Origin of the sequence: Paeniglutamicibacter psychrophenolicus, assembly GCF_017876575.1 — a bacterium.
GTDB classification, from domain to species: domain Bacteria; phylum Actinomycetota; class Actinomycetes; order Actinomycetales; family Micrococcaceae; genus Paeniglutamicibacter; species Paeniglutamicibacter psychrophenolicus.
In genome coordinates this window covers 1576483-1601773 of sequence record NZ_JAGIOE010000001.1, presented here as the reverse complement: position 1 = coordinate 1601773, position 25291 = coordinate 1576483, and the positions used below count along the sequence as shown (strand labels likewise).

The window sequence follows — 25291 nt, the reverse complement described above, 5'->3', positions numbered from 1 at the left end:
GCGCTGCCCGGGCACAAGGCCCGGGAACCGCTCGCCGATTCCTAAGGAAGTGTTAGGAAACACCCCGCAAGGGCGATTGTGTATGCGATCACCTATAACGTTTCCTGTGATGTGACTCTCGCGCTGGAAACGCGGCAGGGGAATGCCGCAAGGAAGCGGCATGGATCCCGGCCCGGTTCCCAGAGAAAACAATGGAGAATTCCACGATTCGTCCCCCGGGCAACATGCCGGCCCGCCAGCGGGATGCGGAATCGACATGGACGCGCCGCCGTGCAAAGCGGCACCGCGCGCACCCACGGCAAATTCAACCGGTTAGGAACCGAAGGCAGATGCCAACAGAAGAGAATGCACCAGCGGTCAAGGCGTTGCACGCCGACCGCATCGACGACGACGGCGGCAAGCCGGCCAAATGGAAGATCGTCGGCCCCGGCCTGGTCGTCGCGGCCACCGGCGTCGGCGCCGCAGACATGGTCGCCACTCTGGTGGCCGGCTCGCGCTACGGCTATGCGCTGCTCTGGGCGGTGATCCTCGGCGTCATCCTGAAGATCATCCTGGTCGAGGGCGCCGGGCGCTTCACCCTGGCCACCGGCAAGACCATCTTCGAGGGCTGGAAGTCCCTGGGCAAGTGGACCACCTGGTACTTCGGCCCGTACATCATCATCTGGGGCTTCGTCTACGGAGCCACCGCGATGTCCTCGGCGGCAATGCCGCTGGCCGCCCTGTTCCCGGGCGTGGACCTGAAGATCTGGGCGGTCCTGATGGGCCTGGCCGGCTTCGCCATGGTCTGGTTCGGCCGCTACTCCTTCTTCGAGAAGATCACCGCGGTGCTGGTAGGCATCATGTTCGTCACCGTCGTCGGTCTGGCGATCATTGCCGCGCCGAACATCCCCGAGATGTTCTCCGGCCTGATCCCGATGATCCCCAAGGGCGGCGTGGTCTACACCCTGGCGCTGGCCGGAGGCGTCGGCGGCACCATCACCCTGGCCGCCTACGGCTACTGGCTGCGGGAAAAGGGCTGGTACACGCCCAAGTGGATGAAGGTCATGCGGATCGACAACTCCATGGCCTACGTGATCACCGGCATCTTCGTGATCGCCATGCTGATCGTCGGCGCCGAGGTAGTGCGCGCCGCGGGCGTCTCGCTGAGCGCCGGCGATGCCGGGCTGCTGGACCTGACCACCGTGCTGAACGAGAAGTACGGCGACGTGGTCGGCACCGGGTTCCTCATCGGATTCTGGGCCGCTTCCTTCTCCTCGATCATCGGGGTGTGGAACGGCGTCTCGCTGATGTTCGCCGACTTCTGGGGCAACATCCGCGGCAAGGAATCCGGGCACCCGGACACCCGCGTGGGCGGCAAGTACTTCAAGTTCTACGTGCTGTGGCTGACCTTCCCGCCGATGGTGCTGTTCCTGCTGGACAAGCCGATCGCCCTGATCCTGGCCTACGGCGTGCTCGGTTCGCTGTTCATGCCGTTCCTCGCCGTGACCCTGCTGGGCCTGCTCAACGGCAAGCGGATCCCCAAGGTCTGGGCCAACAAGGTCCACACCAACGTCCTGCTGGCCATCACCGCCGCCCTGTTCATTTCCCTGGGCGTCCAACAGCTGTACAAGGCAGCCTCGCCGCTCTGGGAGGGCTAGCACTCACCGTTCGGCGCAACGCACGAATCCCCCGGGGCCGTATCCGTTTTTCGCGGGTGCGGCCCCGTTCGTGCGTGAAGGCGCAGATGGACAGCACCATGGCCCGCGGCGCAGACTTGGCCCCATGATCTTCTATGCTGTTTTCCTGCGCGGGGTCAACGTCGGCGGGGTCAAGGTGCTGATGAAGGACCTCGCTGCGCTGCTGCAGGAGGCCGGTTTCGCGCCGGTGAAGACCCTGCTGGCCAGCGGCAACGTGGTGGTCGGAGCCGACGAATCCGATCCCTCGCGCGTGAAGGAAAGAATCGAGCAGGCCCTGCTGGAGCATTACGGCCGGGACATCGGCGTGATCGTCCAGGACGGGGACCAGCTGGAATCGATCACGGAGAACTACCCCTTCGAATCCCCCGATGACGGGGTCCAGCGGCACCGCTACCTGGTGTTCACGCCCGGCGACCGGGATGCCGGCGAGATCCTGGGCAGCGCCCCCGCACCCGGCGATTCCGAGCGCGTGGCGCAGCTGGGCTCGTGCATCTGCTGGGAGGTGCCGCGCGGGGATTCCCTGGGCACGCCCCTGGCGAAGCACTTCGCCAAGGTGGCATCCTCCACGCTGGTGACCACCCGGAACATGAACACCGTCAACAAGGTCCTGGTTGCCCTTCGCGTCCTTGCGCGGTGAACCCGCCGCAGCGGCCCATGTTGTAATGGAACCTCCACTGCCGCACCGCCCACGAACATGAAACCCGAGGATACGACCCGTTGACCATGCCCCTGCTCTTTGACCTCCTGGGGGTCTTTTTCTTTGGCGTCTCCGGGTCGCTGCTGGCCGCGCGGCGCGGTTTCGACATCGTCGGTTCCCTGCTGCTGGCCGGGTTGACCGGGATCGGCGGCGGCATCGTGCGCGACGTGATCCTGGGCGTGGTGCCCACCGCATTCGAGAACCCGTACTACTTCATTCCACCGACCCTGGCCGCGCTGCTGGTCTACTTCGTGGCCCCCGGAGTGCAGCGGCTGAAGCGGCCGCTGCTGGTCTTTGACGCCGCCGGCCTGGCCCTGTTCTGCACCGCCGGCACCATCAAGGCGCTGGAGGCGGGGATGAATCCCTTTGCCGCCACGCTGCTGGGCGTCACCACAGCGGTGGGCGGCGGACTGCTGCGCGACGTGGTCGCCAACAAGACCCCCTCGATCTTTGACCCGCGCGACCTCTACGCGGTCCCGGCCATGCTGGGTGCCGGACTCATGGCCGGGTTGTGGGTCCTCGGCGTGAGGGGCTGGGTGTGGGAGCTGGCCGTGGCGGCCGTGGTCTTCATCCTGCGCGTGCTCTCGCTGAAGTTCCGCTGGCGCGTGCCCAAGGCCGTCGGGTCCTGGCACCGCGACGCAGAACTGCATTAGGGGCCGGTCCGGCTCAGGTGACGCGTTCGAGCTCGCCGAGGTGTTCGGCCTCGCCCTGGCCGTCCTCGATCTTGCGCGGGCCGTTGATCATCACCGCACCGGTGAGCATCACCACGATGCAGATACCGAGCATCGCGAACGAGGCGCTCCAGCCGCCGGTGGCGTCCTTGACGATGCCAAAGAGCAGCGGGGCGATCGCCGCGCCGGCATAGCCCAGCCCCTGGCTGAAGCCGGCCAGCACGCCGGAGCCGTAGGTGCTGCGCGAGCGCAGGTTCATCATCAGCAGGGCAATGGCGAAGGTGCCCTGGCCCAGGCCGGCGGAGATGACCCACAGCACGGTGTGCTCGGTCGGCGAGAGATACAGGCCCAGGTGGCCGGTGATCCAGAAGACCGTGAAGACCAGCACCGCCACGATCGGGTGGCGCAGGCGCGGAACCCACAAGGGCACCAGCAGGCTCACCGGAAGGCCCAGGATCGCGAACAGGGCCAGCATCGAACCGGCGGCCATGGTGTCCAGCCCCTGCTCCGAGAGGTAGGGCGGCATCCAGGTGAAGTAGACGTAGGTCTGGGCCGAGTTGCCGGCCAGGAAGATGGCCAGGCCCCAGGCCACCGGGGACTTCCACGGGTTGATCCGTGCCGGGGGCGCTGCCACCAGCCCGTTGACCAGCGGGGTGTCCGGGCGCGGGCTCTTGCGGTCCCTGAAGATCTGGATGCCCCAGGGCACCAGGACCACCGCCGACAGCAGCGCCCAGGCGGCGATGGAGGTGCGCCAGTTGCCCGTGGCGTTGGACAGCGGCACGGAGAATTGCGGGGCCATCCAGGTGCCCACCGCAAGCATCGTGACGTAGCCCGAGGTGACGATCGCCAGGTAGTCGGGGAAGTACTTCTTCACCAGCGGCGGCAGCACCACGTTGCCCATGCCGTAGCCGGCCAGGGTGATGACCGAGAGCAGCAGGAAGCTTGTCACATCCCCCATCGCGGCGCGCAGCAGCTGCCCTGCCACGGCCAGCAGGACCGCTGCCACCAGCACCTTCTCCAGCCCCCACCAGCGGATCAGGCGCGGGGTCAGCAGCCCGAACCCGGCAAAGACGACGGGGGCCAGCATGGCCAGCAGGCCGGTGGAGAAGGAATCGAATCCCAGTTCCGGACCGATGCTTCCCAGCAGCGGGGGCACCGAGACGACGGCCGCGCGCAGGGACAGGGCCATCAGGATGATGCCCAGCAACGCACCGATCCGGCCGGCCAGTTTTTGTCGGGGTGGGGTCAGTGCCATGGAGCTTAGTTACCGTTCTTGAGTCGTTCCACCTGGAGCAGCAGGTGTTCCAGGTCCTTGGCGAAGGTCCCCTTGGACCAGGGCCCGGGCATGGAGGTTTGGTAGTACAGCCCCTCGCCGATGAGCATGATGGTTTCGGCCACGTACTTGTCCTTCACCTCGACGCGGATCAAATCCAGCCATCCGGCGTGCACCACGTCCAGCGCCTCGATGGAGGGCTCGTGCCCGGATTGGGCCAGGCGCAGCACGGCCAGGAAGTACCTGTCCAGTTCGCTGCCGATGATGGTCGAGGTGCGCACGAAGTACCGCGAGGCGCCCTCCGGGGATGCCGACATGCGTTCCAGGTCTTCGGCGTGCGCCTGGAGCAGCCCTTCGATGACGGCCTGCGCCAGGGCCTCCTTGGAGGCAAAGTGGTAAAGCAGTCCGCCTTTGGAGACCCCGGCGCGTGCGGCGGTGGCTTCGATGGTCGCAGCGCGCTCGCCCTCGTCGCAGAGCATCGAGGCGTAGGCGTCGACGATCTTTTCCTTGGCTAATGGCGGTCGAGACATGTACTGAACCTTATCCTTTCCTGTAGGCATCGTCACATTGAAACTGTACCGTCTGGACGGTACAGTTATTGTTGTCAACCCGCACATACCTTTCCAGGAAACAGATCCCCATGAGCACTCCCCGCCTGAGCCGCCCATCCACGCAGACGATCACCGGCTCCATGCACCGCCGACGCTGGGCGGCCCTTGCCGTGCTCATGTTCCCGGTCCTGCTGATCTCGGTCGACAACACGGTGCTCAGCTTCGCCGTTCCCGCGCTCTCGGAGGCCCTGACGCCCAGCGGAAACCAGCTGCTGTGGATCATTGACATCTACCCATTGGTGCTCGCCGGCCTGTTGGTGCCCATGGGATCGCTCGGCGACAGGTTCGGCCGCCGCAAGCTGCTGTTGGTCGGATCCAGCGGGTTCGCCGCGATCTCCGCGGCCGCCGCCTTTGCCACCAGCGCCGAGCAGCTCATCGCCGCACGCGCCCTGCTGGGCATCTTCGGCGCGATGCTGATGCCCGCGACGCTCTCGCTGATCCGCAACATCTTCACCGACCCCCTCGAACGCCGCAAGGCCATCGCCATCTGGGCCGCCGGGTTCTCCGGCGGCGCCGCCCTGGGCCCGATCGTCGGCGGCTTCCTGCTCGAGCACTACTGGTGGGGCTCGGTCTTCCTGCTGGCCGTCCCGATGCTGCTGCCGCTGCTGGTGCTGGCCCCGGCACTGGTCCCCGAATCCCGCGACCCGAACCCCGGTGCCATCGACCCGATCTCCATCGGGCTGGCCATCATGACCCTGCTGCCGATCGTCTACGGCATCAAGGAACTGACCAATGCCGGATCCCCGGTGCTGCCGTGCCTTGCCATTGCCGTGGGGCTTGCCGCCGGGGTGGCCTTCACCCGGCGCCAGCTGGGGCGCGCCAACCCGATGCTGGATGTGCGCCTGTTTGCCAACCCGTCCTTCTCCGCGGCCCTGGCGGTGAACCTGCTGAGCATCTTCGCGCTGGTCGGCTTCATCTACTTCATCTCCCAGCACCTGCAGCTGGTTGCCGGCTACACCCCGATGATGGCCGGGGTGCTGATGCTTCCCGGGCTGGCGCTGACGGTGGGCTTCGGCCTGCTGGCGGTGCGCCTGACCCGGCGCTTCGAGGTCAAGCACGTGATGGTGTGGGGGCTGGTCATGAACGCGCTGGCCTACGGCATCGTGATGCTCACCGGCCAGTCCGGATCGGTGCCGATGCTCATGGTGGCTTTCGGCGTGCTGGGCGCGGGCGTGGGCATGAGCGAGACCCTGTCCAACGACATGGCACTGGCCGCGGTGCCCCCGGCACAGGCCGGTGCCGCCTCGGCGATCTCCGAAACCGCCTACGAGGTGGGCTCGGTGCTCGGCACGGCCGTGCTCGGCTCGATCCTCAACGCCGCATACCGCAGCAACATCCAGCTCCCCGGACAGCTGGGGGAGGCCGCGGTCGAAACCGCCCGGCAGACCCTGGGCGGCGCACACGAGGTGGCCAGGTCCCTGGGCGAGCCGGCTGCCGGCAGGCTGCTGGAATCCGCCGCGCACGCCTTCGACAAGGGCGTGGTCTACACCTCGGCCATCGCCATGGTGCTGGCCCTGGCCTCCGCGGTGATCGTGGCGATCGCGCTGCGCTCGGTCAAGGAGCGGCCCCGGGCCTAGTCGCTGTGCCGGCTCAGGTGTTGAGCCGGTAACCGCGCTTGAGGACCGTGGAGATGAGCCGGGCATCGGGCAGCGCCCGGCGCAGCCGGCTCACCGCCATGTCCAGCGCGTGGTCCGAGGAGCCGGCGGGCAGCAGCGCCGCCAGCGCGGGCCGGGCCACCACGTTGCCCCCGGCCGAGACCAGGGACTTGAAGATCCGCAGCTGCGACTCCCCCAGTTCCCGGGCCTCCCCCGCCCCCTCCAACTTCACGGTGTCCCCGCGCAGCCTCAGGTTCCCGAGCGCCGTGGCGCATTGGATCGACCCGTTGGTCCCCAGGTGCTCCACCAGCGTGCGGATCATCGCCCCCATCCGGTGCCGCTCGGGCACCAGCGGCTCGATGCCCATCTCCCGCAGCGGGGCGGCGGTCACCGGCCCCACCGCCACGGTGCACACCGTGGACTGCAGGGCAGCGAGCACCTCGTCGCCGCAATCATGCAGGCGCGCGGCCTCCAGCAGGGCGAGCACCGCCGGGGCGCTGGTGAAGGTGAGCACGTCCAGCGAGCCGGAACACAGCGCACGCAGCAGCACCTCGAGCCTCCCGGGCTCCTCCGGGGCCACCCAGCGGTAGGGGCTGATCCCCACCACCTCCGTGGCGCCGGCCGCCAGCAGTGCGGCGGTGGCCTCGGTGTCCGGGTGCCCGTGGTGCTGCAGCACCACCGATTTCCCGGCCAGGCCCGGGGCCAGCTGTGCCACCAGCGTGCCGGTCAGCTCATCGGCCGCCACCGACTCGGCGTCAAAGCCCAGCGCGCGCACCGCACCCAGGGCCTTGGGCCCGCGCACGTGGATCCTTGAGGCGTGCAGCACCTCGGCCAGCTCCTCGCCCATCCCGGCGGCCTCCGCGGATTCGAACCAGCGGCGGAACCCGTAGGCGGTGCACACCAGTACATGGTCCGGGCGCAGCTCCAGGACCCGGCGGGTGCTTCCAAGCAGCTCCGCCTCGCCCTGCAGCGGGGCGGTGGCCAGGGCGGGGGCGTGCAGCACCTGCGCGCCCCGTCGCTCAAGGGCCTCGATGAACTCGGCCGAGCGCCGCTGGGAGGTCACCGCGATGCGGAATCCGGACAGCACCCCGGTCGTTGCGGTTGCCGCCGCGCTCATCGCGCTGCCGCCGGCAGCAGTGCGGCGATGTCGTCGGTGCCGACACCCAGGGCCGCGACGGACCCGATGACGATGACCGCCGGGTTCGAGCAGCCCGCGGCCCGCGCGGCTTCCGCGAGCGTGCCCAGGGTGGCGCGGGTGCTGCGCTGGGTGTCCGCGAAGCCGCGTTCGATGATGGCCGCCGGAGTGTCGGGCGCCAGGCCGCGGCGCAGCAGCCCGGCGACGTTTTGCTGCAGCGTGGCCACGCCCATGAGCACCACCAGCGTCCCGCCGATGCCGGCAAGGTGCACCAGCTCCGCCTCGGTGAAGGGGTCGTGGCCCGAGATGACGGTGAAGGACTTCGAAACCCCGCGCGCTGTCACCGGGATCCCGGCGGCGCCGGGCACCGAGATCGCGCTGCTGATCCCCGGCACCACCGTGACCGGGATGCCCGCGGCCAGCGCGGCGTCGCGTTCCTCGGAGCCGCGGCCGAAGACGAAGGGATCCCCGCCCTTGAGCCGCACCACGGTGCGCCCGGCCCGGGCCTCGGCGATGAGCAGCAGGTTGATGCGTTCCTGGGGCACCTTGTGGTTCCCGGGGGCCTTGCCCACGTCGACCAGCTGCGCTCCGGGTGCCATTGCGGCCAGGTCTTCCCCCGGGCCCAGCCGGTCGTGGAAGACCACGTCCGCGTTCGCCAGCGCGGCGGCGCCGCGCACCGTGAGCAGGTCGCTGCTTCCCGGGCCCCCGCCCAGCAGCGTGATGCTGCCGTTGCGCGAGGCCGCGGGTTCGCGTGAAAGCAGGATCGATTCGCGCCTGGCCAGGCCATCAAGCACCTCCCAGCCCGGGGCGCCGTCATCGACGGCCACCAGCAGCCGGACCGAGGCCAGCATCTGCCGGTGGTCCTCCAGCTCGTGGGGGTGGTGCACCCGCAACACCAGCGCTCCGGCGGACACGTAGCGTGCCACCACGTGGCGGGCGGCCCAGCGGGCGCCGGCGACCAGGACGAATTGGCCGTGCAGTTGCAGTCCGGTGATGTTCATGAGGACTCCAGGGTCGTGGTCGGGGCGCCGATGGAGATGGTGGCGCCGAGGCGCACCGGCTCGGCGGGGCGGTGCTGCCCGCGTTCGGGCACGTAGTGCAGGTCGGGGTCGGCCTGTTCCGGGGCGTTGACGAAGGAGCGGAAGCGGCGCAGCTTTTCCGGGTCCGCGAGCGTGGCTGCCCATTCGTCCTGGTAGTTGCCCACGTGGGTTTCCATGGCGGCCTCCAGCTCCGCGCCCAGGCCCAGGGAGTCCTCGACGACCACGCGCTGCACATGGGTGATGCCGCCGTCCAGGTCCTGCATCCAGTGCGCGGTGCGCTGGAGCTTGTCCGCGGTGCGGATGTAGTACATCAGGTACCGATCGATGTAGCGGATCAGCGTCGCGTCGTCGATCCCGCCGGCCAGCAACTGCCCGTGCGCGGGGTTCGCCCCGCCGTTGCCGCCCACGTAGAGGTTCCAGCCCTCGGCGGTGGCGATGACTCCCACGTCCTTGGCGCGGGCCTCGGCGCATTCGCGGGCACAGCCCGAGACGCCCATCTTGAACTTGTGCGGGGCGCGCAGCCCGCGGTAGCGCAGCTCCATTTCGATGCCCATGGCCACCGAGTCCAGCATCCCGTAGCGGCACCAGGAGGACCCGACGCAGGTCTTCACGTTGCGCAGCGACTTGCCGTAGGCCTGCCCGGACTCGAAGCCGGCGTCCACCAGTTCCTTCCAGATTTCCGGCAGCTGCTCGAGCCGGGCGCCGAACATGTCGATGCGCAGCCCGCCGGTGAGCTTGGTGTACAGCTTGTACTTCGCCGCGACCGCGGCGATCACGCCGAGCTTTTCCGGGGTGATCTCCCCGCCGGGGATGCGCGGGACCACCGAGTAGGTGCCGTCCTTCTGCATGTTGGCCATGACGCGGTCGTTGGTGTCCTGCGCGCCGGCCAGGCCGGCCTCCATCGGGTGGCCCGAGGTCTGCGAGGCCAGGACCGAGGCGATCACCGGCTTGCAGATGTCGCAGCCACTGCCCTTTCCGAAGCGCTCCATGATCTGCGGGTAGCTGTGCAGCCCGGCAACTTGGACGGCCTCGAAGAGCTCGGAGCGCGAGAGCTCGAAGTGCTCGCACATGGCGGTGGAAACGACGACGCCGTTCTTGGTCATCTCCGATTCCATGAGCTTCTTGAGCATCGGGACACAGGATCCGCACTGGGTTCCGGCCCGGGTGCAGGTCTTCAGCGAGGCCAGGTCGTTGACCGGTTCGCTGCCCTCGCAGGACCCGCAGCCACCCACGGCGTCCTTGATGGATCCGACGGACACGCCGTTGCAGGAACACAGCACCGCGTCATCGGGCAGTTCCCCGTCGGGTACCTCGCCGCCCAGTGCGCTGAGGTAGGCGCCGGCCTCGGCGGGCAGCTCGCGGCCCAGCAGCGGGCGCAGGGACTGGTACGGGCTGGCATCCCCCACAAAGATGCCGCCAAGCAGGACCTTGGCGTCGGCGGAGACGACGATCTTTTGGTACAGGCCGCGGGCCGCGTCCGCGTAGACGACCTCCAACGCTCCCTCGGTGCGGGCGAACCCGTCACCGAAGCTTGCCACGTCAACCCCGGAGAGCTTGAGCTTGGTGGCGGTGTCGAAGCCTGTGAATTCGGCGTCACCGCCCTGCAGGTGGGCCGCGAGCACCTCGGCCATGGCGTTGGCCGGGGCCACCAGTCCGATGCACATGCCGCCAAAGTTTGCTACCTCACCGATGGCCCAGACGTTGGGCACAGCGGTGGCGCAGTGCTCGTCGATCTCAATGCCGCCGCGCGGACCGATGCCAAAGACCGGCGCCTGCATGCTGCTTTCTTCAAGGACCTGGTTGTGGTTCCGGGCCAGCTCATCACGGGGACGCACACCGATTGAGACGATGACCATGTCGGCGGCGATGTGTTTGTCATCGGCCATCAGCACGCCGGTGACCTTGTCAATGCCGTTCACCGTTTCGGTGGTGACTTCCTTGGGGAAGACCCCGCCATGGACCGTGAATCCGGTCTGCGCGATCAGTCGGCCCATGGCCTGGCCGGCGCCCTCATCCAGCTGGGTGCCCATCAGCCATTTGCCGCCATCGATGACCACTGCCTCGGCACCCAATGACTGGGAGCCGGCAGCCGCCTCCAGCCCCAGCAGTCCGCCACCGATGGTGGCGACCACGGGCTTGCGCCCCAGTTGGGCGGCGAGGCTCCGAATGCCGGCGTTGATCGCCCAGACATCTTCGAGCGTGCGGTACACGTGGGTGTGCTCGTTGCCCGGGATCGGCAGAGTTGCCGCATTCGATCCGGTGGCCAGGACCAGTTCGTCGTAGCCGAAGCTGCGCCCATCGTGGGTGGTCACGTGCTTGTTGATGCTGTCCAGTGTTTTCACGCCGGCACCGGTTTCAAGGGTGACGTTTTCACGGGCCCAGAGTCCCGGATCCCCCAGCGTGAGGTCCACCGAGGTATTGGTCAGCGCCTTGGTCAGGGCAACCCGGTCATAGGGAACGTGCGCTTCCTCGGTCAGTACGGTGATTTCGAGATTGCTTGGTTCACGTTTTGCCATGGCTTCGGTGAAGCGATGTGCGGCTGGACCGCCACCGATGACTACGATGCGGCGTATGCCGTTTCCTGTACCCATGCCTGTTACCCGACTTTCACTCTTGCGCTTGTGACGCGTGCTTGATTGCCTTCAGCCTAGGAAACGCGCTTTGCCTACCAATTTCCTCTTTGTTTCATTCAGGACAACTCTCTATCCCCCACGCATACCAACTCGTGAGAATCGGGAAACACGTTCGAAATAGAAGGACCGAAAGTTGGGCGTGCCGGAAGTGGTTGCACCGCTCGCACGGTGTTCACGGGCCCGGCCCCCACTCGTGAGCCGGGATTTACCCACCGGCAATATCCGACCCGCACCGCTGTAACAAGCCCCTGCCAAGCTCGATTCATCGAATAAACACCCCGATGAAAGGACAAGCGATGAGTGCATCAGTTCAAGAAACCACGCTCGAGGGCACCACGCCCATGGTGGCCGTGTGCAACGCCGGAGACCTCGAACCGGGGTGGGGTGAAGCCGCATGGGTCGACGGCACTCAGGTCGCCATGTACCGCACCGAGTCCGATGAGTACTTCGCCACCTCACACCACTGCCCGGGTTCCGGCGCCAAGGTCATGGCACGCGGCATTCTCGGAGACAGGACCATCGACGGGTCCCGGGTTCCCACCATTGCCTGCCCGCTGCACAAGGAGGTGTACCGGTTGGACACCGGCGCATGCCTCAGCGCGGCCACTGCTCCACTGCCGGTCTTCGCCGTGCACCGCCTGGATGACACGCTCTGGATGGAGGCCGGGCAATGAGCATCGACGCCGCACCACGCAACAGCACGCAATTGGCACCACGCCTTGAACATTCGGCATGGCTCGGCTGGATGGAAGCCGATCCCTACCCGGATCTGGTGGCGGTGTCGCACGGGACGGATAGTCCCTCCGGGAGCGCAGCCGTGCTCTCCCTGGTTGAGGAGGTGGCCAGGGCGCTTGACGGCATCACGGTGCACGGCGCTTTTGTTGACGTGCAGCGGCCACGCGTGGAAGACCTGATGGCGTCACCCACCATGAACCCCGGGAATCGGGCCACCCTGATTCCCCTCCTGCTATCTGCCGGAACCCATGCCTCAAAAGATCTGGGCGCCGCCGCTGCCCTGCGCGCGGGCACCACCGTGGCCGCCCCATTGGGCCCCGATGCTTCCCTTGCGGCGGTGATGCACCGGAGGCTACTGCAGGCGGGCTGGGTTCCCGGGGAGGCGGTGATCATGGCCTGCGCCGGAACCACGGATCCGGTGGGGGTCAACGACTGCCGCACCATGGCACAGCTGCTTGCGGGCAGCTTGCAGGTGCCGGTGACTGTTGCCTACATCTCAGCGGAGGAACCTCGCCTGGAAGATGCGCTCGCCTATGCCCGATCACACAATCCGGGGCGGCGCACGGTGGTGGCCAGCTACCTGCTGGCACCGGGACACTTCGCCCAAATGGCGGCCAAATGCGCCCCCGACGTGCTGAGCGCTCCCCTTTTGGATTCCACGCAACGTCCTCCGAAGGAGCTGGTGGATATCGTTGTCAACCGGTATCACCAGTCCACCAAGAGGTAAACAAACGGGGTTTTTCGGGCTAATTTTGTCTCGAAAGTACCCCGATGGTAGTAACTCGGCGCTAAGTAGCGTACCGTTGAGCTTGTAGTTCTAGTTTTTCTCGCAGTAAAGCAGTGCAAATACCCCGTTGCCGGGGCGAGTACCTTTCTGAACCGCGTTGAATCACGTAGCTGCAAGTGAATTCCACAGTGGAGTTCGCTCCCCTACGTCCCATTTCAGGACAGTCTCGAAAGGACACACCCATCATGGCAACAGGTACCGTTAAGTGGTTCAACGCCGAAAAGGGCTTCGGCTTCATCGCTCCGGACGACAACTCGGATGATGTCTTTGCACACTACTCCGCCATTCAGTCGAACGGCTTCCGCTCGCTCGAAGAGGGCCAGCGCGTAGAGTTCGAAGTTACCCAGGGCCAGAAGGGCCTGCAGGCCACCGATATCCGCGCTGTCTAAGCTCCGGATCATCACCTGCGGCTTTTAGCTGACTAGGCGAGGGCGTCACTCCTTACGGGAGTGGCGCCCTTGCTGTTTAACGATTTGCGCCTCACCAACTGAACGATCCGTGCGGGCTCGCCTTTCTCTCCAGGTGGAACACTAGGTTTTGCGATTCCGGCGGCCCCACGATGACGAACCATGTCTCCATGCCTGCCGGCTGGATCGACCCGCTCTCGAACCGGCGCACGACGAGATTCAAGAATGTCCCGGACTCCGATTGCGACGACTGCTGGATCAGCACCAGTTCCCGCTTGGCATCGGTGGCCCGGCCCTGCTCCTGCGCGGTTTTCAGGTTCGCCAGGTTCTCCTGCACAACCTCGGACCGAAAACTCGCCAGCGTCTCGTCCGCGTTCCCGGCAAACAGCACCGGTCCGTAGATCCGCCCGAGTGCCTCGGCCAGGTCCGCCAGGCAATGCCCGCGCACCCCGGGGCCGATCCAGGCCGGTTCATTGGTGACCATTGCCGTTCCGGCGTTGGTCCACCGCCCCACCGCAGCCAACAGGTCCGCGGCAATCTGGGCATCGGTCCCCGCCGCGATGCCCTTCACCGGTTCGACCGCGCCGGCCTGCGGGCAATCGCCGGGTAGCGGAAGTGGCTGGGCGTTCGCCTGGGTGGAGGGCGCAGGTTCGGGCGGATCGGGCACAAGGGTGGTGCAGGCGCCCAGGAAACAGGCCAGCAGTCCGGGCGCCATCATCAACGGAATCCGCCTCATGCCCCAAAGCCTACGCCCGGACCCGGTCGCGGTGTGGCGTGCCCGATGCCGGGGAATGAATGCGGGCGGGCGCTGGTTGCCGCCTATGTGAGCATTCCTATGTCGATCCTTGATCTTGCCCCCATCCGCCGTGGCGGTTCAGCCGCCGAGACCTTCGCCCAGAGCGTCGAATTGGCGCAAACCGCCGAGGCGAACGGCTACAAACGCGTCTGGTACGCCGAACACCACAACATGAGCTCGATCGCCTCCTCGGCAACCTCGGTGCTCATTGGCCACGTCGCCCACCACACCAACACCATCCGGCTGGGCGCCGGCGGCGTCATGCTGCCCAACCACTCCCCGCTGGTGATCGCCGAACAGTTCGGCACCCTGGAAACGCTCTTCCCGGGCCGCATCGACCTGGGCCTGGGCCGCGCGCCGGGCACCGACCAGGCCACATTCCGGGCCCTGCGCCGGGACCCATCCGCCTCCGACGCGTTCCCGCACGACGTGCTGGAGCTGCAGGCGTACTTCGGGAAGGAATCACGCATCGAGGGCGTCAACGCCTACCCGGGCCACGGTACCAACGTCCCGCTGTACATCCTGGGCTCCAGCCTGTTCGGGGCCAGGCTAGCCGCCCAGCTGGGCCTGCCCTATTCCTTCGCCTCGCACTTTGCCCCCGACGCGCTCATCCAGGCGACCACCGCGTACCGCAACGAATTCCAGCCCTCCGAATTCCTCGCCGAGCCTTGGGTCATCGCCGGGGTCGGCGTGGTGGCCGCAGAGACCAACAGCGAGGCCCATGCCATCTTCGAGCAGGTCCGCCGCGACCGCATCCGGCTCTTCCTCGGGCGCAACCGCCCCGTCGAGTTCACCGACGACGAGGTGGAGATGCTGCTGGATTCCCCACACGGGGATTCGATCATGAACATGCTCAAGTACACCGCTGTCGGCGACGGGGCGGCCGTGGCGCAGTACCTCGAGGAGTTCGCGCGCACCGCGCAGGCCGATGAGCTGATCACCGTGCACAATGCCAGCGACCCGGCCCAGCGCCTGGCCTCGGTGAAGATCACCGCCAAGGCCATGGCGCCAGCAGGCGTCTAGCAGGGGTGGCTTGTGAAAAAGTCGAATATCCGACGTCTGTGCGATTTTTCGCCCGAAGTGTGCAGCCGTTGAACAGTATTCGGCCCGGTTTGTAGCCGGTATTTGGGTAGCAAAGGAGCAGCATTGCTCGTTTACCCCAGCCTTCGGGGTTGGAGTTCACGGTGGAGACCGCGGCACCACCACAAAGTAGGGGTGCACCCAAACGGCGCGCCCCTACCCGTGATGCTCTATTTGACGCTTCGCCACGATCGACAGGATCCAAGTATGCCCTCATGATCCTTGATCGAAGGGGAATCGGGAACCCTCGAGCCCCGATCGAACTGGTGGAAAACTGCGGTCTACCCCCACAGTCCGCCCAGATCGCCAAGCTGGTAGCCCGCCAGACCAGTGACAACGAGGCAAATGATCCAGCCAAAGACGTTGGCCAGCGGGCCGTTGCGGTAGGCTCCCATCAGTTGTTTGTTGTTCATCACTACCATTAGGAAGATCGCGATGATCGGGAGCAGCAGGCCGTTGGCTGCCTGTGCGATGATGATCATCTGTACGGGATTAGTGCCCGTGACCGCAATCAGTCCGCCAACGATCAGGATGCCGATCCACACGGCGCGTGCCGGCGTGCTCCTGAGGTCGGTGCTGCGTCCCAGCGTGCCGCTGATCGCGTAGGCGGCGCCCAGCGGTCCGGCCACGGCGGAAGTGAAGCCGGCCGCGAATAGACCGGTGGCAAAGACCCATGGCGAGGCGTCGCCGAGCAGGGGTTCCAGCGCGCGCGTGAGGTCCTCGCCGGTCTCGGCTGCCAACCCGTTCAGGTACATTGCCCCCATGGCTGTGGCCATGACTGCGAGGGTGATCAGGCCGCCAACCGAGATGGACACCGCGGTATCCACCCGGGATTCCCGGATCGAAGCGCGTGGATCCAGCTCCCTGCCCCACTTTTCCTGGACCAAACTCGACTGCAAAAACAAGTTATAGGGAACCACTGTCGTGCCAATCAGGGCGATGGTCGTGAGCATGGCCCCTGATGGCACGGTAGGAATCAACATTCCGGCGAGCATCTCTCCAACGGGAGGACGCACCGCGATGGCAGTGAGCAAGAAGATGCCGCCCAAGATGACCACCATGATTGTCAGCACGACCTCGATGGCCTTATAGCTCCCGGTCCACAGCAGCGTCCCGATGAACACGAGCAGGACCACGACCAGTATGCGCATGTCCAGCCCTGTGACGGTGTTGAGCGCCAGGGCCGTTCCCGTGGTGTCCCCGCCCGCGTAGCTGGCCCCACCGATGCCGATGGCGGCCACGACCAGCACCACCATGATCCCGCGCGCCAGCTTCGAGGCAAACACCGTACGCAGGGCCTCACCCAAACTCAACCGCGTGGCGATTCCCAGTCGCCCGCTCATCTCCTGCAACACGATGGTCGCGATGATCGAAAAAACCACGGCCCAGGCCAGTGTGAACCCATACGAGGCCCCGGTGACGATCGACGTCGTGATTGTCCCAGGTCCAATGAAGGAAGCGGCAATGATCAGGCCGGGACCGAAGCGTGAATGCCGCTTGCCACGGCCCTGCTGCAGGGCGGGCCTGACCCTGAGTGTCCCGGAGGCCTCCGGTGCTCCTGGCTGCGCTTCCTTCATGATGTTCTCCTCAACAATGGCGGCAATAATCTTGTGATGCCCCACACTATGGATGGTTGAACCATCTGGCAAGAGCATTTCGACAAAATTCAGAAATGAGTCGTCCCATCTACGCTATTGGAGCGAAAATTGGTCCAAGAATCATTTTCATGCCGTTGGAATGGTTGAACCATGTTATCTTCGATACATGATAGAGGACGACGACACCAGCGCTTCCGGCAGGGTTCGTGAGAAGTTGCGCCTGCAGATACTGCGTGGCGAACTGCCCCCGGGCACACGCCTAATGGACCGGGCCCTAGCCCCCGAGCACGGCGTTTCCCGCAACAGCGTCCGGGAGGCACTGCGCCTGCTCGTCAACGACGGGCTGGTCGCCTCAACGGTCAATGCCGGCGCCTCGGTGCGGGTGCTGACACCCGCGGATGTTTCGGACATCTACGCTGCCCGGCGGATCCTTGAGGTCGGTGGGGTTCGGGCCAGCAGTCAAGCAAGCGACGCCACGCTGCGGCGATTGGACGAAGCAGCCCAGGCCAGCATTGAGGATCGGCGCCTGCAGCAGTGGCGCGATGCTGGAACGGCCAGCTTGGCCTTCCACTCGGCGCTCGTCGCCCTGGCCGGGTCTGCCCGACTGGACCGATTCTTCGCCGGCATGGCCGCCCAGCTCCGACTGGCCTTCGCCGTCATGCCCGATGAAGCGGCGTTCCAAGCGCAGTGGGTTGACCGCGATCGATCCATTGCCGATCTGTTGTTGGCCGGCCGGCGGGAGTCCGCCGAGATCGAACTGCTGGGCTACCTGGCCGATTCCGAGGCGGCCGTCGTCGATGCAGTGCGCGCAGCCCAGCGCAACCACCCCTAGATCCCGCCCGCATCCCAACGTTCACCCCAGTATAAGGAGCCCACATGACCGCCGATCCACGCTTGACCGAAGCCGCCTACCAAGGCACCGCCCTGAAAGTCGACCAGGACTTCTACAAACGCATCGGTGAGCAGACCGAAAAGCGCACCCTGGTGCAGGAATTCACGGTCCAGATCCGCTCTGGGCAGGCGTGGGAAGTGCCTGCCGGCCACGTGTGCCGGATTTCCACCGTTGATGGCCCACAGGTCGGCGACCTGAACATGTGGAACCTCCATGATCCTCGCGAACGCTTCTGGGCGGCCCGCACCCGCCAGCTTCAGGCCGCACACCTGAGCACCTATGACCGCCTCTGGTCGACCCTGCCATTCCTGCGGCCCATGGCAACCATCGTGGGCGACACCCTCGCCGACTACGGGACCGACGCTGAGGGCGGGCGGTTGCACGACACGCTGGGCACACGCTGCGACCCCTACGTGTCGCAGATGCTCAACGACGTGAGCTTCGACTACCACTGCCACTCCAACCTCGTGCGCGCGGTTCTCCCGTTCGGACTGACCGAGTTCGACGTGCACGACGTGCTCAACGTCTTCCAGTGCACCGGCCTCAACGACCGGGACGAGTACTTCATGAAGACATGTCCCGCCCAGCCGGGGGACCACTTCGAGTTCTTCGCCGAGCAGGACCTGCTCGTAGCCCTCTCGACCTGCCCCGGTGGCGATCTGTCCCAGCCCATGTTTGGCTCCGGCAATGAGGACCCCGTGGAGAACTGCCACCCACTGAACGTGTCCGTCTACGCCCTCGACGAGGACTTGACCAACGGGTGGACCGAACCCACTTCCCCGCGCTACCTGGGAGCCCACGGGTTGCGCGCCAAGACCTGGAGCTAAACCACTCCCTGGCGCACCGCCGTCGTGCTCAACGGACTATGAAGACGACCTAGATCAGGTTGCTGCAAATGCCATCGAGTACGACGGCGATCTCCGGACCCATGCCAGTTGGCGACTGCCTCAGCGTGGGACCGAGAACTGTGAGACTTTCGTAGTACGCCTGGAGATCATCGACGGCGAACGTCTGCACCAAGTCAACTCTCTTGTCTCCCGTGATGAACCGCCCGGGGTGCTGATCACTGCCAGCGGCGTGAAGATCACCCCGCTCGAGACGATCGTGCCGCAACACGCGTAGCCCTTGATCGACCGGGCCTGCGCCATGTTCCCGCGGATACGAATCACCGACCTGTTGAAGAAAACAGACGGCTGGACGGGCTTCACCCTCCACTTCACCAACCTCAAGTCCGGCCAACCCTCCAAGGACAATCAGCTTCTGCTCACCGCAATCCTGGCCGATGGAATCAACCTGGGATTGACGAAGATGTCCGAGTCATGCACCGGCGTCATCTACGCCCCACTGGACCGCCAGCAGGCTTCCCACATCCGGGATGAAACATATAGTGCCGCCCTGGTCGAGCTGGTCAATACCCAGCACGCACACCCATTCGGCGCGCACTGGGGGACGGCGCCACATCTTCCTCGGACGGGCAGCGCTTCCGTGCCGGAAGCCATGCCGATTCCACCGGGCATGTGAACCCGAAGTACGGGGCCGAACCCGGACGAATGATCTACACCCACGTCTCGGATAAATATTCGCCCTTCCACAGCAAACTCATCAACGTCGGGGACCGCGACGCGACCTACGTCTTGGACGGGCTGCTGTATCACGAGCCCGACCTGGCGATCCAGGAGCATTGCACCGACACCGCAGGGTTCACCGACCATCTCTTCGCCCTCATGGATCTGCTCGGATACCGGTTCGCACCCCGGATCCGCAACATCGGCGACACCCGCTTCTACACACCTACCAATGCGCCAGGACCTGCCACTCTGGCGCCGCTGATCGGAGGAACCATCAACACCAAGACCATCACCGCGCACTGGGATGAAATCCTCCGGCTGGCCACATCCATAAGACAGGCCCCGTGACCGCATCCTTGATGATGCGCAAGCTCGGCGCCTACCCACGCCAAAACGGCCTCGCCACGCGCTGCGGGAGCTGGGCAGGTTGGAACGAACGCTTTTCCCGTTGGATTGGCTCCAATATCCCGACCTGCGCCGCAACCAAACAGGCCGCGTCGTGCGAAGGCCCCCGAACACCTGCGTGTTCACCGGCTTCTGCACGGCGCGGCCTTCTTGTGCCCCGGTGCCCGCCCGGCTCAACGTCCCGGGAGGACCCAGCGGCGCACGCCCATCACCAGCAGCGTGACCAGCAAGACGGTCAGCAGCCCATCGGCGGCGATGTAGAAGTAGTGCCAGCTCGATCCGCCGGCCTCGACACCGGCCAGCACCGCCTCGGTGCGCTTGGCCAGGAACGGGCGGATCAATGCTACCTTGGCCAGCAGCACCAGTCCTGTCGACGCGACGACCCACAGGAATGCCCTGTCCAGGCCGCGCTTGATGCAGGAGGCAGCGAGCACGATGAAGAACACGACCTCCACGATGTTCATGGCGGCGAACACCAGCTGCCCGATCCCGAGCCCCAGGGCCAGGGTCATGCCCGGGGCCAGGAACTTCAGCGGCGTCTCGATGAAGGAAATCCCGATCAGCAATCCCAGCCACAAGGCAGGTGCCAGGATCCTTCCGGCCGCGGCAAGCAATGCCGGGCGGCTGATGGCCGGGGTGAAGAACCTGGGTGTGGTGTCGCTGTCCATATGTCGACCCTACCGCGCGCCGGCACCCGGATCCGCCCGCGAAAAAGTGCCCATTCCCATACGCGTCGAGTCAACATAGGCTGTAATCAATCGGGGTTCAGCCGCAAATCCCGCACGATCGAGGAAAGAGGGACATGATGGGCAACAGCTTTGATGACACCATCTTTGACGAGCCGATTGACGACGACATGTACGAGCCGGACGACGGCCGTGACGGCCAGCCCTACGAGGGTTCCTCCGACAGCCCGGAGACCATGACCGCCCTGGATCCGCTGCGCAAGCACCTGTACCTGCTCGATGACGACCTCACCGCGCAGGACCAGGACGACGACGAGGAAACCGTCGAAGAGGAATGGACCGAAGAGGAAGTCCTCGCCGAGGAAACCGAATAGCTTCCCTGTCCGCCTAGGATTGATGGGAGCGCGAGCCTCACCGGTTCGCGCCCTCAACCCGTTCCCAGGCACAGGAGTCCTTACGTGGTCAATCCGGTTCATCTGCGCACCCTGCTGGAAGTGGTGAGGCACAAGTCCTTCGCCGCCGCCGCCCTGGCCCTGGGCTACACGCCCTCGGCGGTCTCCCAGCAGATGTCGGCCCTGGAACGAGACACCTCAACCACGCTCTTTGCCCGAAGTGCCAAGAGCATCGAGCCGACGCCCGCCGCGCTGACCATGGTGCGCCACGCCAAGCGCGTGCTCACCGACATCGATGCGCTCATGGCAGCGACCTCCACCCCCGACCTTGACCCCAGCGGCAAGCCGCTGCAGGAACTGCGCATCGGGATCTTCCCGTCACTGGCCACCTTCGCCCTGCCGCGGCTGCTCGGCTCCAAGGAATGGGACCGGCTGGGCATAGCGCTGCGCGTGAACGTGGGCGAACCGCACCAGACCATCACCGGGTTGCGCCGGGACGGGGAACTGGATTTGGCGCTGATCTTCCAGGTCGGACAGGCCGGACTGGCCTGGCCGGCGCAGCTCGAGCGCCAGTGGCTGGGCGACGACCCGTTCCGCGTCGTGGTCCCCGCCGCCTGGAATCTCGATGGTTCCTCGGTCTTTTCCGCTTCCCAGCTGGCCGACATGCCCTGGATCATGCACCATCCTGGCACGTCCGATGCAACGGTGATCTCCCGGCTCTTTGCCGCCTTCAACATCCACCCGCGCGTGGTCGCCCACTCCGATGACTTCAACGCCTCGCTGCACATGGTCGCCGCGGGGCTGGGCGCGGCCCTGGTCCCCGAGCTGGCCATGCTGCGGGCCCCCGAGGGCATCCAGGTCATTGACGCCCCGGAAATCCGCCTGGCCCGCAGCATCTTCGCGCTGCGGCCCGAAGGCAGGGACAACCCCAAGACCGGGGTGTTCATGGACCGGCTGACCAAGGTGCTGGCGGAAACCGCCATCGGGCCCAGGCGCCGCTAGCGCCCTACCTGTTTCCGCGCACCGTGCTGGAAACGACAGAGACCTTGGCACCCTTCTTGGCGCGCACCCCGCGGGTCCCCGCTCCCCTGTTGTCCAGGATCCTGGAGGCCGATACCTTTACCGTGGCCTTGTTGGAGGCGGCGATGCCGCCGGTGAAGGTCGCGGGCCTGAAGCCTGCCCATCCGTTCTTGCCGACCTCGGTGCCCCGCACCACGGTGTTCTTCCCGCCCGAGGCACTGATGCCCGCCTGGCCGTTGCGCCGGACGAAGGAGTCCAGGACCGCCGTGGCCTGGCCGTTGGATTGCACGCCGATGCCGTGGTTCGAGGCGACGGTCGAGCCGCTCAGCGTGGAGTGTGCGCCGCGCAGCCACACCGCCCCGGTGTTGCCCGGGTTGGCGTAGCCGGACACGGTCACGTTGCCCATCCGCGCCCACGTGCCCAGCGTTGCCGCGCGCGCCGTGGTGGCCAGGGTGTACTTGTACTTCTTGCTGCTTGCCTTGGACGTGAAGATGGACCGGTTCCTGTGGTCGATCCAGTACGTTCCGGCCTTGACCCTGGACTTGGAGGAGACCGCGGTCAGCTGGGCCCCGTTGGCGAAGAGCACCTGCGCGGAGTTGCACTGGCTCGAGGTGTTGCAGGAAAGCCTTGTGGGGGCCTTGGCGGGGATACGCGCCGTGCCGATCCGGTGCAGCTTGCCGGACTTCTTCGTGGTGACCGAGATGGTCCCGTTGAGCCGGGTATTGGAGCGGGTGTGCCCGATGAGGGTTTGGCGCGGCTTGAGCACCACGTTGCCGGCCTTGTGCGTTCCGGCCTTCAGGCAGATGACTGCCCCGTCGCGGGCCTTGGAGGCGGCCTTGGCAAGGCTCGTCCCGGGTTTCACCGTGGTGGTGCAGAAGTTCCGGGGGTTGATGGCCGTGGCCTTGGGGACGGTAGTGCTGGCCTTGATGCCGGTGATCCAGGCCGAGTGCGCGCCGATGCCGGAGGCCCAGGAGCGGAAGGCGTTCCCCGCCAGGGTCTTGGCCGCCCCGGAGGAGGTCCTGGCGGTGGCCGAGCTGATGGTCAGGTCCTTGGCACGGGTGAACTTCACGCCCACCACATCGTTCAGTCCGAAGACCTTGGCCATGTCCCGCTGGGAGGTGCGCTGGGTCCAGGTCCGGTAGGGGTTGTTGGCGCTGGCCTTCAGCGACCAGGGGTCGGTGCGCGAGCGCAGGTAGGGCAGCGCGGCCCCGCCCCATACGTCCTCGCTGTTGCGGGTGGCCCCGCCGGTCGAGGACGAGTACAGGGTCTCGGCCAGCCGCCCGGCGTAGGTGACGACCTTGCCGGAGGTGGGCACGCCCGCGGCGTTGCGCGTCAGCGTCGCGTTCACCGCCGCCTTCCACCTGGCCCCGTAGCCGGGCTGTTCGTTTTCCTTCGTCCAGCCGGTGAATTTCTGGTCCTGGACCTCGTCGGTGACGTTGCAGTCGCAGGATTCCTTGAGCCTGGTGACCTTGCGCATGGCGTAGGTGCGCCCGGCGATGGCCTGGGCCTGCAGCACCGCGGAAGGCCAGGAGGACGGGACCTCGGCCAGGCCGTAGAGGTATTCGTCGTTCAGCCGCAGCGAAGTCACCAGGTTCACCTGGTCCTTGAGCAGTCCAGCTTCCAGGTATCCGTGGCGGTAGAGCCCCGGCGCCGAGGACTCGGCGTTGGCCTTGGGGATGGAGATGGAGGCGCGCTTGGACGAGGCCCAGGCGCGCGTGCCCTCCCAGGTGATCCGCAGCTTGCCGCTGGTCTTGTTTTCCTGCGGTGCGGGGTCCTTGTCGTTGACCCCGTCCTTGTTCGCATCGCGCGGGATGACGTCGTATCCGGCGGCGGTCTTCAGCACGTAGGACAGTTGCGAGCCGCTGCGCTTCAGGGTGAGCGTGGAGCCGGCCGGGGCGGTGTAGGTCTTCCTGGCCGCCGGGTCGGTGACGCGCATGCGCGCGCCGGCAACGGCCAGGGAGCTGCTGGTTGACTTGAGCACCTGCACCCGGATGTCTCCGGCCGGTGCACTCTTGCCGGCGGTGACCTTGGCGGGGTTGTAGTAGTACTGCAGGATGCCGGTGGCGCTCTTGCCCTCGGCGGCCATGGCCCGGGCCCCGTATTGGCTCATGCCCACGCCGTGTCCCCAGCCGGCCCCGGTGACGGTGAAGTCCGGGAGCTTCGGGGCCTTGGGCAGCCAGTACGAGGTTCCGTTGGGGCGCACGCCGATGACGCCGCCGCCGAAGTTTTGCCGGGTGTCGGCCCCCGATTTGTATTGCTCGCCCGCCGGGTAGCCGAAGCGGCCGTTTTCCCAGCCGGTGTCCGCCCACGCCCGGGCCATCGCGTTGCGCACCGTCAGCGCGCGGCGCTTGTCGGAGTACACCACGATGCCGTCGCGGTGCGACCGCCACAGCGTCCCGTCCCTGAGCTTGCCCGTTGCCGCGTCGGCCCCGCCGAGCGCCTTGGCGGCCTTGGCCAGGTAGGCCTTGTTGGTGTCCTTGGTGCTCGCGGTGGCCACGGCGGCGCTGGCGGGGGCCACGGCCAGGGCAGGGACGCCGGGAACCAGCAGTGCGGCAATCAGCACGGCCGATACGGCCAGGGCGGTTTTTCTCATGTTGATCCTTGGACCTCGGTGCGGCGGGGAACCGGGCGTTTTCCCGACGGAACATCAACTACCGATCATATGCCACCGGCCAGCGGCCGTTACCCCAGATGACCTGCCGGTTTCGGGCGCTACGGGCCCAGCACCACGAGGATCCCGATCACGCCCAGACCCAGCACCAGTGCGCTGATGGACAGCACGGCCACGACGTCGGCGTGCAAGAGCTCGGAGCTGATCCCGCGGGAGGAGCGTGCGTAGCGGCGGCGCTGGGTGGCGTAGATGCCCCCGGCGGCAGCCGTCGCCAACACGACCATGGCCAGGATTCCCGCCCCGTAGTGCGGCAGCCAGCGCAGGAACACCAGGGCCGCGACGCACAGCGCGAGCGTGGTCCGCCCCCAGGACATCACGGTGCGTTCGGGCTGCAGCCCGGGATCCTGGTGGATCGGCGCCCGCGGGCCGGCGCTCATCGGTCCAGGGCGATCAGCACGGCCACCACCGCGGCGGCCAGGGCCGCGCCCAGGCCCAGAAGGGGAACGATCAGCGGCAACGGCAGCGGCCGTGAATGGCGCATCGACATCTCGATCCTCCGCCAGCGCAGGGCCGCACCGGCACTGACCAGCATGCCGATCACGATCAGCAGCACCGAGATCCCGGTGCGCAGCGGGCCCGGGAAGGCGTCGGCGGCGAATGCCTCAAGTGCGATGCCTCCGGCCAGGAACGCCAGGGCGGTGCGGATCCAGGCCAGGAACGTACGCTCGTTGGCCAGGGTGAAACGCGGATCGGGTTCCTTGCCGCCGGGCAGCACACGTCTGGCAATGGACCCGCGTTCGTCGTTGTCCTTGGTCGATCCCATGGCTGAGGAGTGCTCCCTTGCGCAGTGCTTCCCTCGGGTGCGGCGGTGCACCGCTCCGGTGTGGTGAATTCCTGTTCAGGATACCGGCGAAGCAGCGGTGTCCCGCTGTTCAAGTCGGCGATGTTGCCGCGCCGGTGGTTTCACATTCGGGGTGCATCGG

Annotated in this window: 22 protein-coding genes and 3 pseudogenes; 13 read left to right on the top strand and 12 right to left on the bottom strand. The window is 66.4% G+C overall.

The genetic code is table 11. The features are described from left to right. Positions 1-329: 329 nt before the first annotated feature. The 3 genes from JOF46_RS07105 (at position 330) to JOF46_RS07095 (ending at position 3026) form a co-directional block, all read left to right on the top strand. Complete coding sequence (locus JOF46_RS07105) at positions 330-1637, top strand: Nramp family divalent metal transporter (RefSeq protein WP_209906685.1); 1308 nt, start codon at positions 330-332, stop codon at positions 1635-1637. Between the two features lie 124 nt (positions 1638-1761). Beyond that, entirely contained in the window at positions 1762-2313 is a 552-nt protein-coding gene (locus JOF46_RS07100) for a DUF1697 domain-containing protein (RefSeq protein ID WP_209906684.1), read from the top strand. Positions 2314-2399: 86 nt separating this feature from the next. Next, complete coding sequence (locus JOF46_RS07095) at positions 2400-3026, top strand: trimeric intracellular cation channel family protein (RefSeq protein WP_209911672.1); 627 nt, start codon at positions 2400-2402, stop codon at positions 3024-3026. A 13-nt stretch (positions 3027-3039) separates the two neighbouring features. Here the strand turns inward: JOF46_RS07095 and JOF46_RS07090 are convergent, their stop codons facing one another. Both JOF46_RS07090 and JOF46_RS07085 read right to left on the bottom strand, forming a co-directional pair. Then, a complete protein-coding gene (locus tag JOF46_RS07090; protein WP_209906683.1) occupies positions 3040-4299 on the bottom strand; it encodes an MFS transporter in 1260 nt (419 codons plus the stop codon). A 5-nt stretch (positions 4300-4304) separates the two neighbouring features. Further along, on the bottom strand, positions 4305-4847 hold the full coding sequence (locus JOF46_RS07085) for a TetR/AcrR family transcriptional regulator (RefSeq protein WP_209906682.1): 543 nt from the start codon (positions 4845-4847) through the stop codon (positions 4305-4307). Positions 4848-4957: 110 nt separating this feature from the next. Between JOF46_RS07085 and JOF46_RS07080 the strand changes: the two genes are divergently transcribed. Further along, entirely contained in the window at positions 4958-6505 is a 1548-nt protein-coding gene (locus JOF46_RS07080) for an MFS transporter (protein WP_209906681.1), read from the top strand. Positions 6506-6518: 13 nt separating this feature from the next. Here JOF46_RS07080 and JOF46_RS07075 read toward each other — a convergent pair whose 3' ends face one another. The 3 genes from JOF46_RS07075 to nirB are packed head-to-tail and all read right to left on the bottom strand — an operon-like array spanning position 6519 to position 11289. Beyond that, the gene (locus JOF46_RS07075; protein ID WP_209906680.1) at positions 6519-7640 is read right to left on the bottom strand and encodes a uroporphyrinogen-III synthase; all 1122 of its coding nucleotides are present in this window, start codon (positions 7638-7640) and stop codon (positions 6519-6521) included. Then, the gene (gene cobA, locus JOF46_RS07070; RefSeq protein ID WP_209906679.1) at positions 7637-8659 is read right to left on the bottom strand and encodes a uroporphyrinogen-III C-methyltransferase; all 1023 of its coding nucleotides are present in this window, start codon (positions 8657-8659) and stop codon (positions 7637-7639) included. The genes JOF46_RS07075 and cobA overlap by 4 nt, the downstream gene beginning before the upstream one ends. Then, positions 8656-11289, bottom strand: coding sequence for a nitrite reductase large subunit NirB (nirB, locus tag JOF46_RS07065; protein WP_209906678.1), 2634 nt, complete (start codon positions 11287-11289; stop codon positions 8656-8658). Before nirB ends, cobA begins: the two co-directional genes overlap by 4 nt. Positions 11290-11627: 338 nt before the next feature. Here nirB and nirD point away from each other — a divergent pair, with 338 nt between their 5' ends. The 3 genes from nirD to cspE all read left to right on the top strand — a co-directional run bounded on the left by nirD (position 11628) and on the right by cspE (position 13242). Further along, on the top strand, positions 11628-12005 hold the full coding sequence (gene nirD, locus JOF46_RS07060) for a nitrite reductase small subunit NirD (protein WP_209906677.1): 378 nt from the start codon (positions 11628-11630) through the stop codon (positions 12003-12005). After that, positions 12002-12793: a sirohydrochlorin chelatase gene (locus tag JOF46_RS07055; RefSeq protein ID WP_209906676.1), complete on the top strand. Its 792-nt coding sequence runs from the start codon at positions 12002-12004 to the stop codon at positions 12791-12793. Before nirD ends, JOF46_RS07055 begins: the two co-directional genes overlap by 4 nt. Before the next feature lie 245 nt (positions 12794-13038). Beyond that, complete coding sequence (cspE, locus tag JOF46_RS07050) at positions 13039-13242, top strand: transcription antiterminator/RNA stability regulator CspE (protein WP_007271190.1); 204 nt, start codon at positions 13039-13041, stop codon at positions 13240-13242. A 91-nt stretch (positions 13243-13333) separates the two neighbouring features. Here the strand turns inward: cspE and JOF46_RS07045 are convergent, their stop codons facing one another. Continuing rightward, positions 13334-13996, bottom strand: a complete 663-nt coding sequence (locus JOF46_RS07045; protein WP_209906675.1) for a hypothetical protein — start codon at positions 13994-13996, stop codon at positions 13334-13336. A gap of 87 nt (positions 13997-14083) precedes the next feature. Between JOF46_RS07045 and JOF46_RS07040 the strand changes: the two genes are divergently transcribed. Beyond that, positions 14084-15079 carry an LLM class flavin-dependent oxidoreductase gene (locus tag JOF46_RS07040; protein WP_209906674.1) on the top strand — a complete coding sequence of 332 codons (996 nt, stop codon included), beginning with the start codon at positions 14084-14086 and terminating at the stop codon, positions 15077-15079. A 338-nt stretch (positions 15080-15417) separates the two neighbouring features. Here the strand turns inward: JOF46_RS07040 and JOF46_RS07035 are convergent, their stop codons facing one another. After that, positions 15418-16713: an Nramp family divalent metal transporter gene (locus tag JOF46_RS07035; protein WP_209906673.1), complete on the bottom strand. Its 1296-nt coding sequence runs from the start codon at positions 16711-16713 to the stop codon at positions 15418-15420. Between the two features lie 187 nt (positions 16714-16900). Here JOF46_RS07035 and JOF46_RS07030 point away from each other — a divergent pair, with 187 nt between their 5' ends. From JOF46_RS07030 to JOF46_RS22535, 3 genes and pseudogenes are all read left to right on the top strand, one after another. After that, on the top strand, positions 16901-17566 hold the full coding sequence (locus JOF46_RS07030; protein WP_209906672.1) for a GntR family transcriptional regulator: 666 nt from the start codon (positions 16901-16903) through the stop codon (positions 17564-17566). Between the two features lie 44 nt (positions 17567-17610). Next, the gene (locus tag JOF46_RS07025; protein WP_209906671.1) at positions 17611-18453 is read left to right on the top strand and encodes an urea carboxylase-associated family protein; all 843 of its coding nucleotides are present in this window, start codon (positions 17611-17613) and stop codon (positions 18451-18453) included. A 175-nt stretch (positions 18454-18628) separates the two neighbouring features. Beyond that, positions 18629-19675, top strand: a pseudogene (locus JOF46_RS22535) (Tn3 family transposase); the annotation flags it as partial. Positions 19676-19772: 97 nt separating this feature from the next. On the opposite strand, the gene JOF46_RS07015 reads toward JOF46_RS22535, so the two are convergent. Continuing rightward, positions 19773-20267, bottom strand: a complete 495-nt coding sequence (locus tag JOF46_RS07015) for a hypothetical protein (RefSeq protein ID WP_209906670.1) — start codon at positions 20265-20267, stop codon at positions 19773-19775. Between the two features lie 134 nt (positions 20268-20401). Between JOF46_RS07015 and JOF46_RS07010 the strand changes: the two genes are divergently transcribed. Together JOF46_RS07010 and JOF46_RS07005 are read left to right on the top strand one after the other, a co-directional pair. Then, the gene (locus JOF46_RS07010) at positions 20402-20659 is read left to right on the top strand and encodes a hypothetical protein (RefSeq protein WP_209906669.1); all 258 of its coding nucleotides are present in this window, start codon (positions 20402-20404) and stop codon (positions 20657-20659) included. Between the two features lie 84 nt (positions 20660-20743). Further along, positions 20744-21679: a LysR family transcriptional regulator gene (locus JOF46_RS07005; protein ID WP_209906668.1), complete on the top strand. Its 936-nt coding sequence runs from the start codon at positions 20744-20746 to the stop codon at positions 21677-21679. Positions 21680-21683: 4 nt separating this feature from the next. Here JOF46_RS07005 and JOF46_RS22840 read toward each other — a convergent pair. The 4 genes and pseudogenes from JOF46_RS22840 to JOF46_RS06990 form a co-directional block, all read right to left on the bottom strand. Then, positions 21684-22043 (bottom strand): annotated as a pseudogene (locus tag JOF46_RS22840) (right-handed parallel beta-helix repeat-containing protein); the annotation flags it as partial. 672 nt (positions 22044-22715) lie between these two features. Next, a pseudogene (locus tag JOF46_RS22835) lies at positions 22716-23633 on the bottom strand (SpoIID/LytB domain-containing protein); the annotation flags it as partial. A 776-nt stretch (positions 23634-24409) separates the two neighbouring features. Continuing rightward, complete coding sequence (locus JOF46_RS06995; RefSeq protein ID WP_209906666.1) at positions 24410-24745, bottom strand: DUF202 domain-containing protein; 336 nt, start codon at positions 24743-24745, stop codon at positions 24410-24412. Continuing rightward, positions 24742-25131 carry a YidH family protein gene (locus tag JOF46_RS06990; RefSeq protein WP_209906665.1) on the bottom strand — a complete coding sequence of 130 codons (390 nt, stop codon included), beginning with the start codon at positions 25129-25131 and terminating at the stop codon, positions 24742-24744. The genes JOF46_RS06995 and JOF46_RS06990 overlap by 4 nt, the downstream gene beginning before the upstream one ends. Positions 25132-25291: the final 160 nt, after the last annotated feature.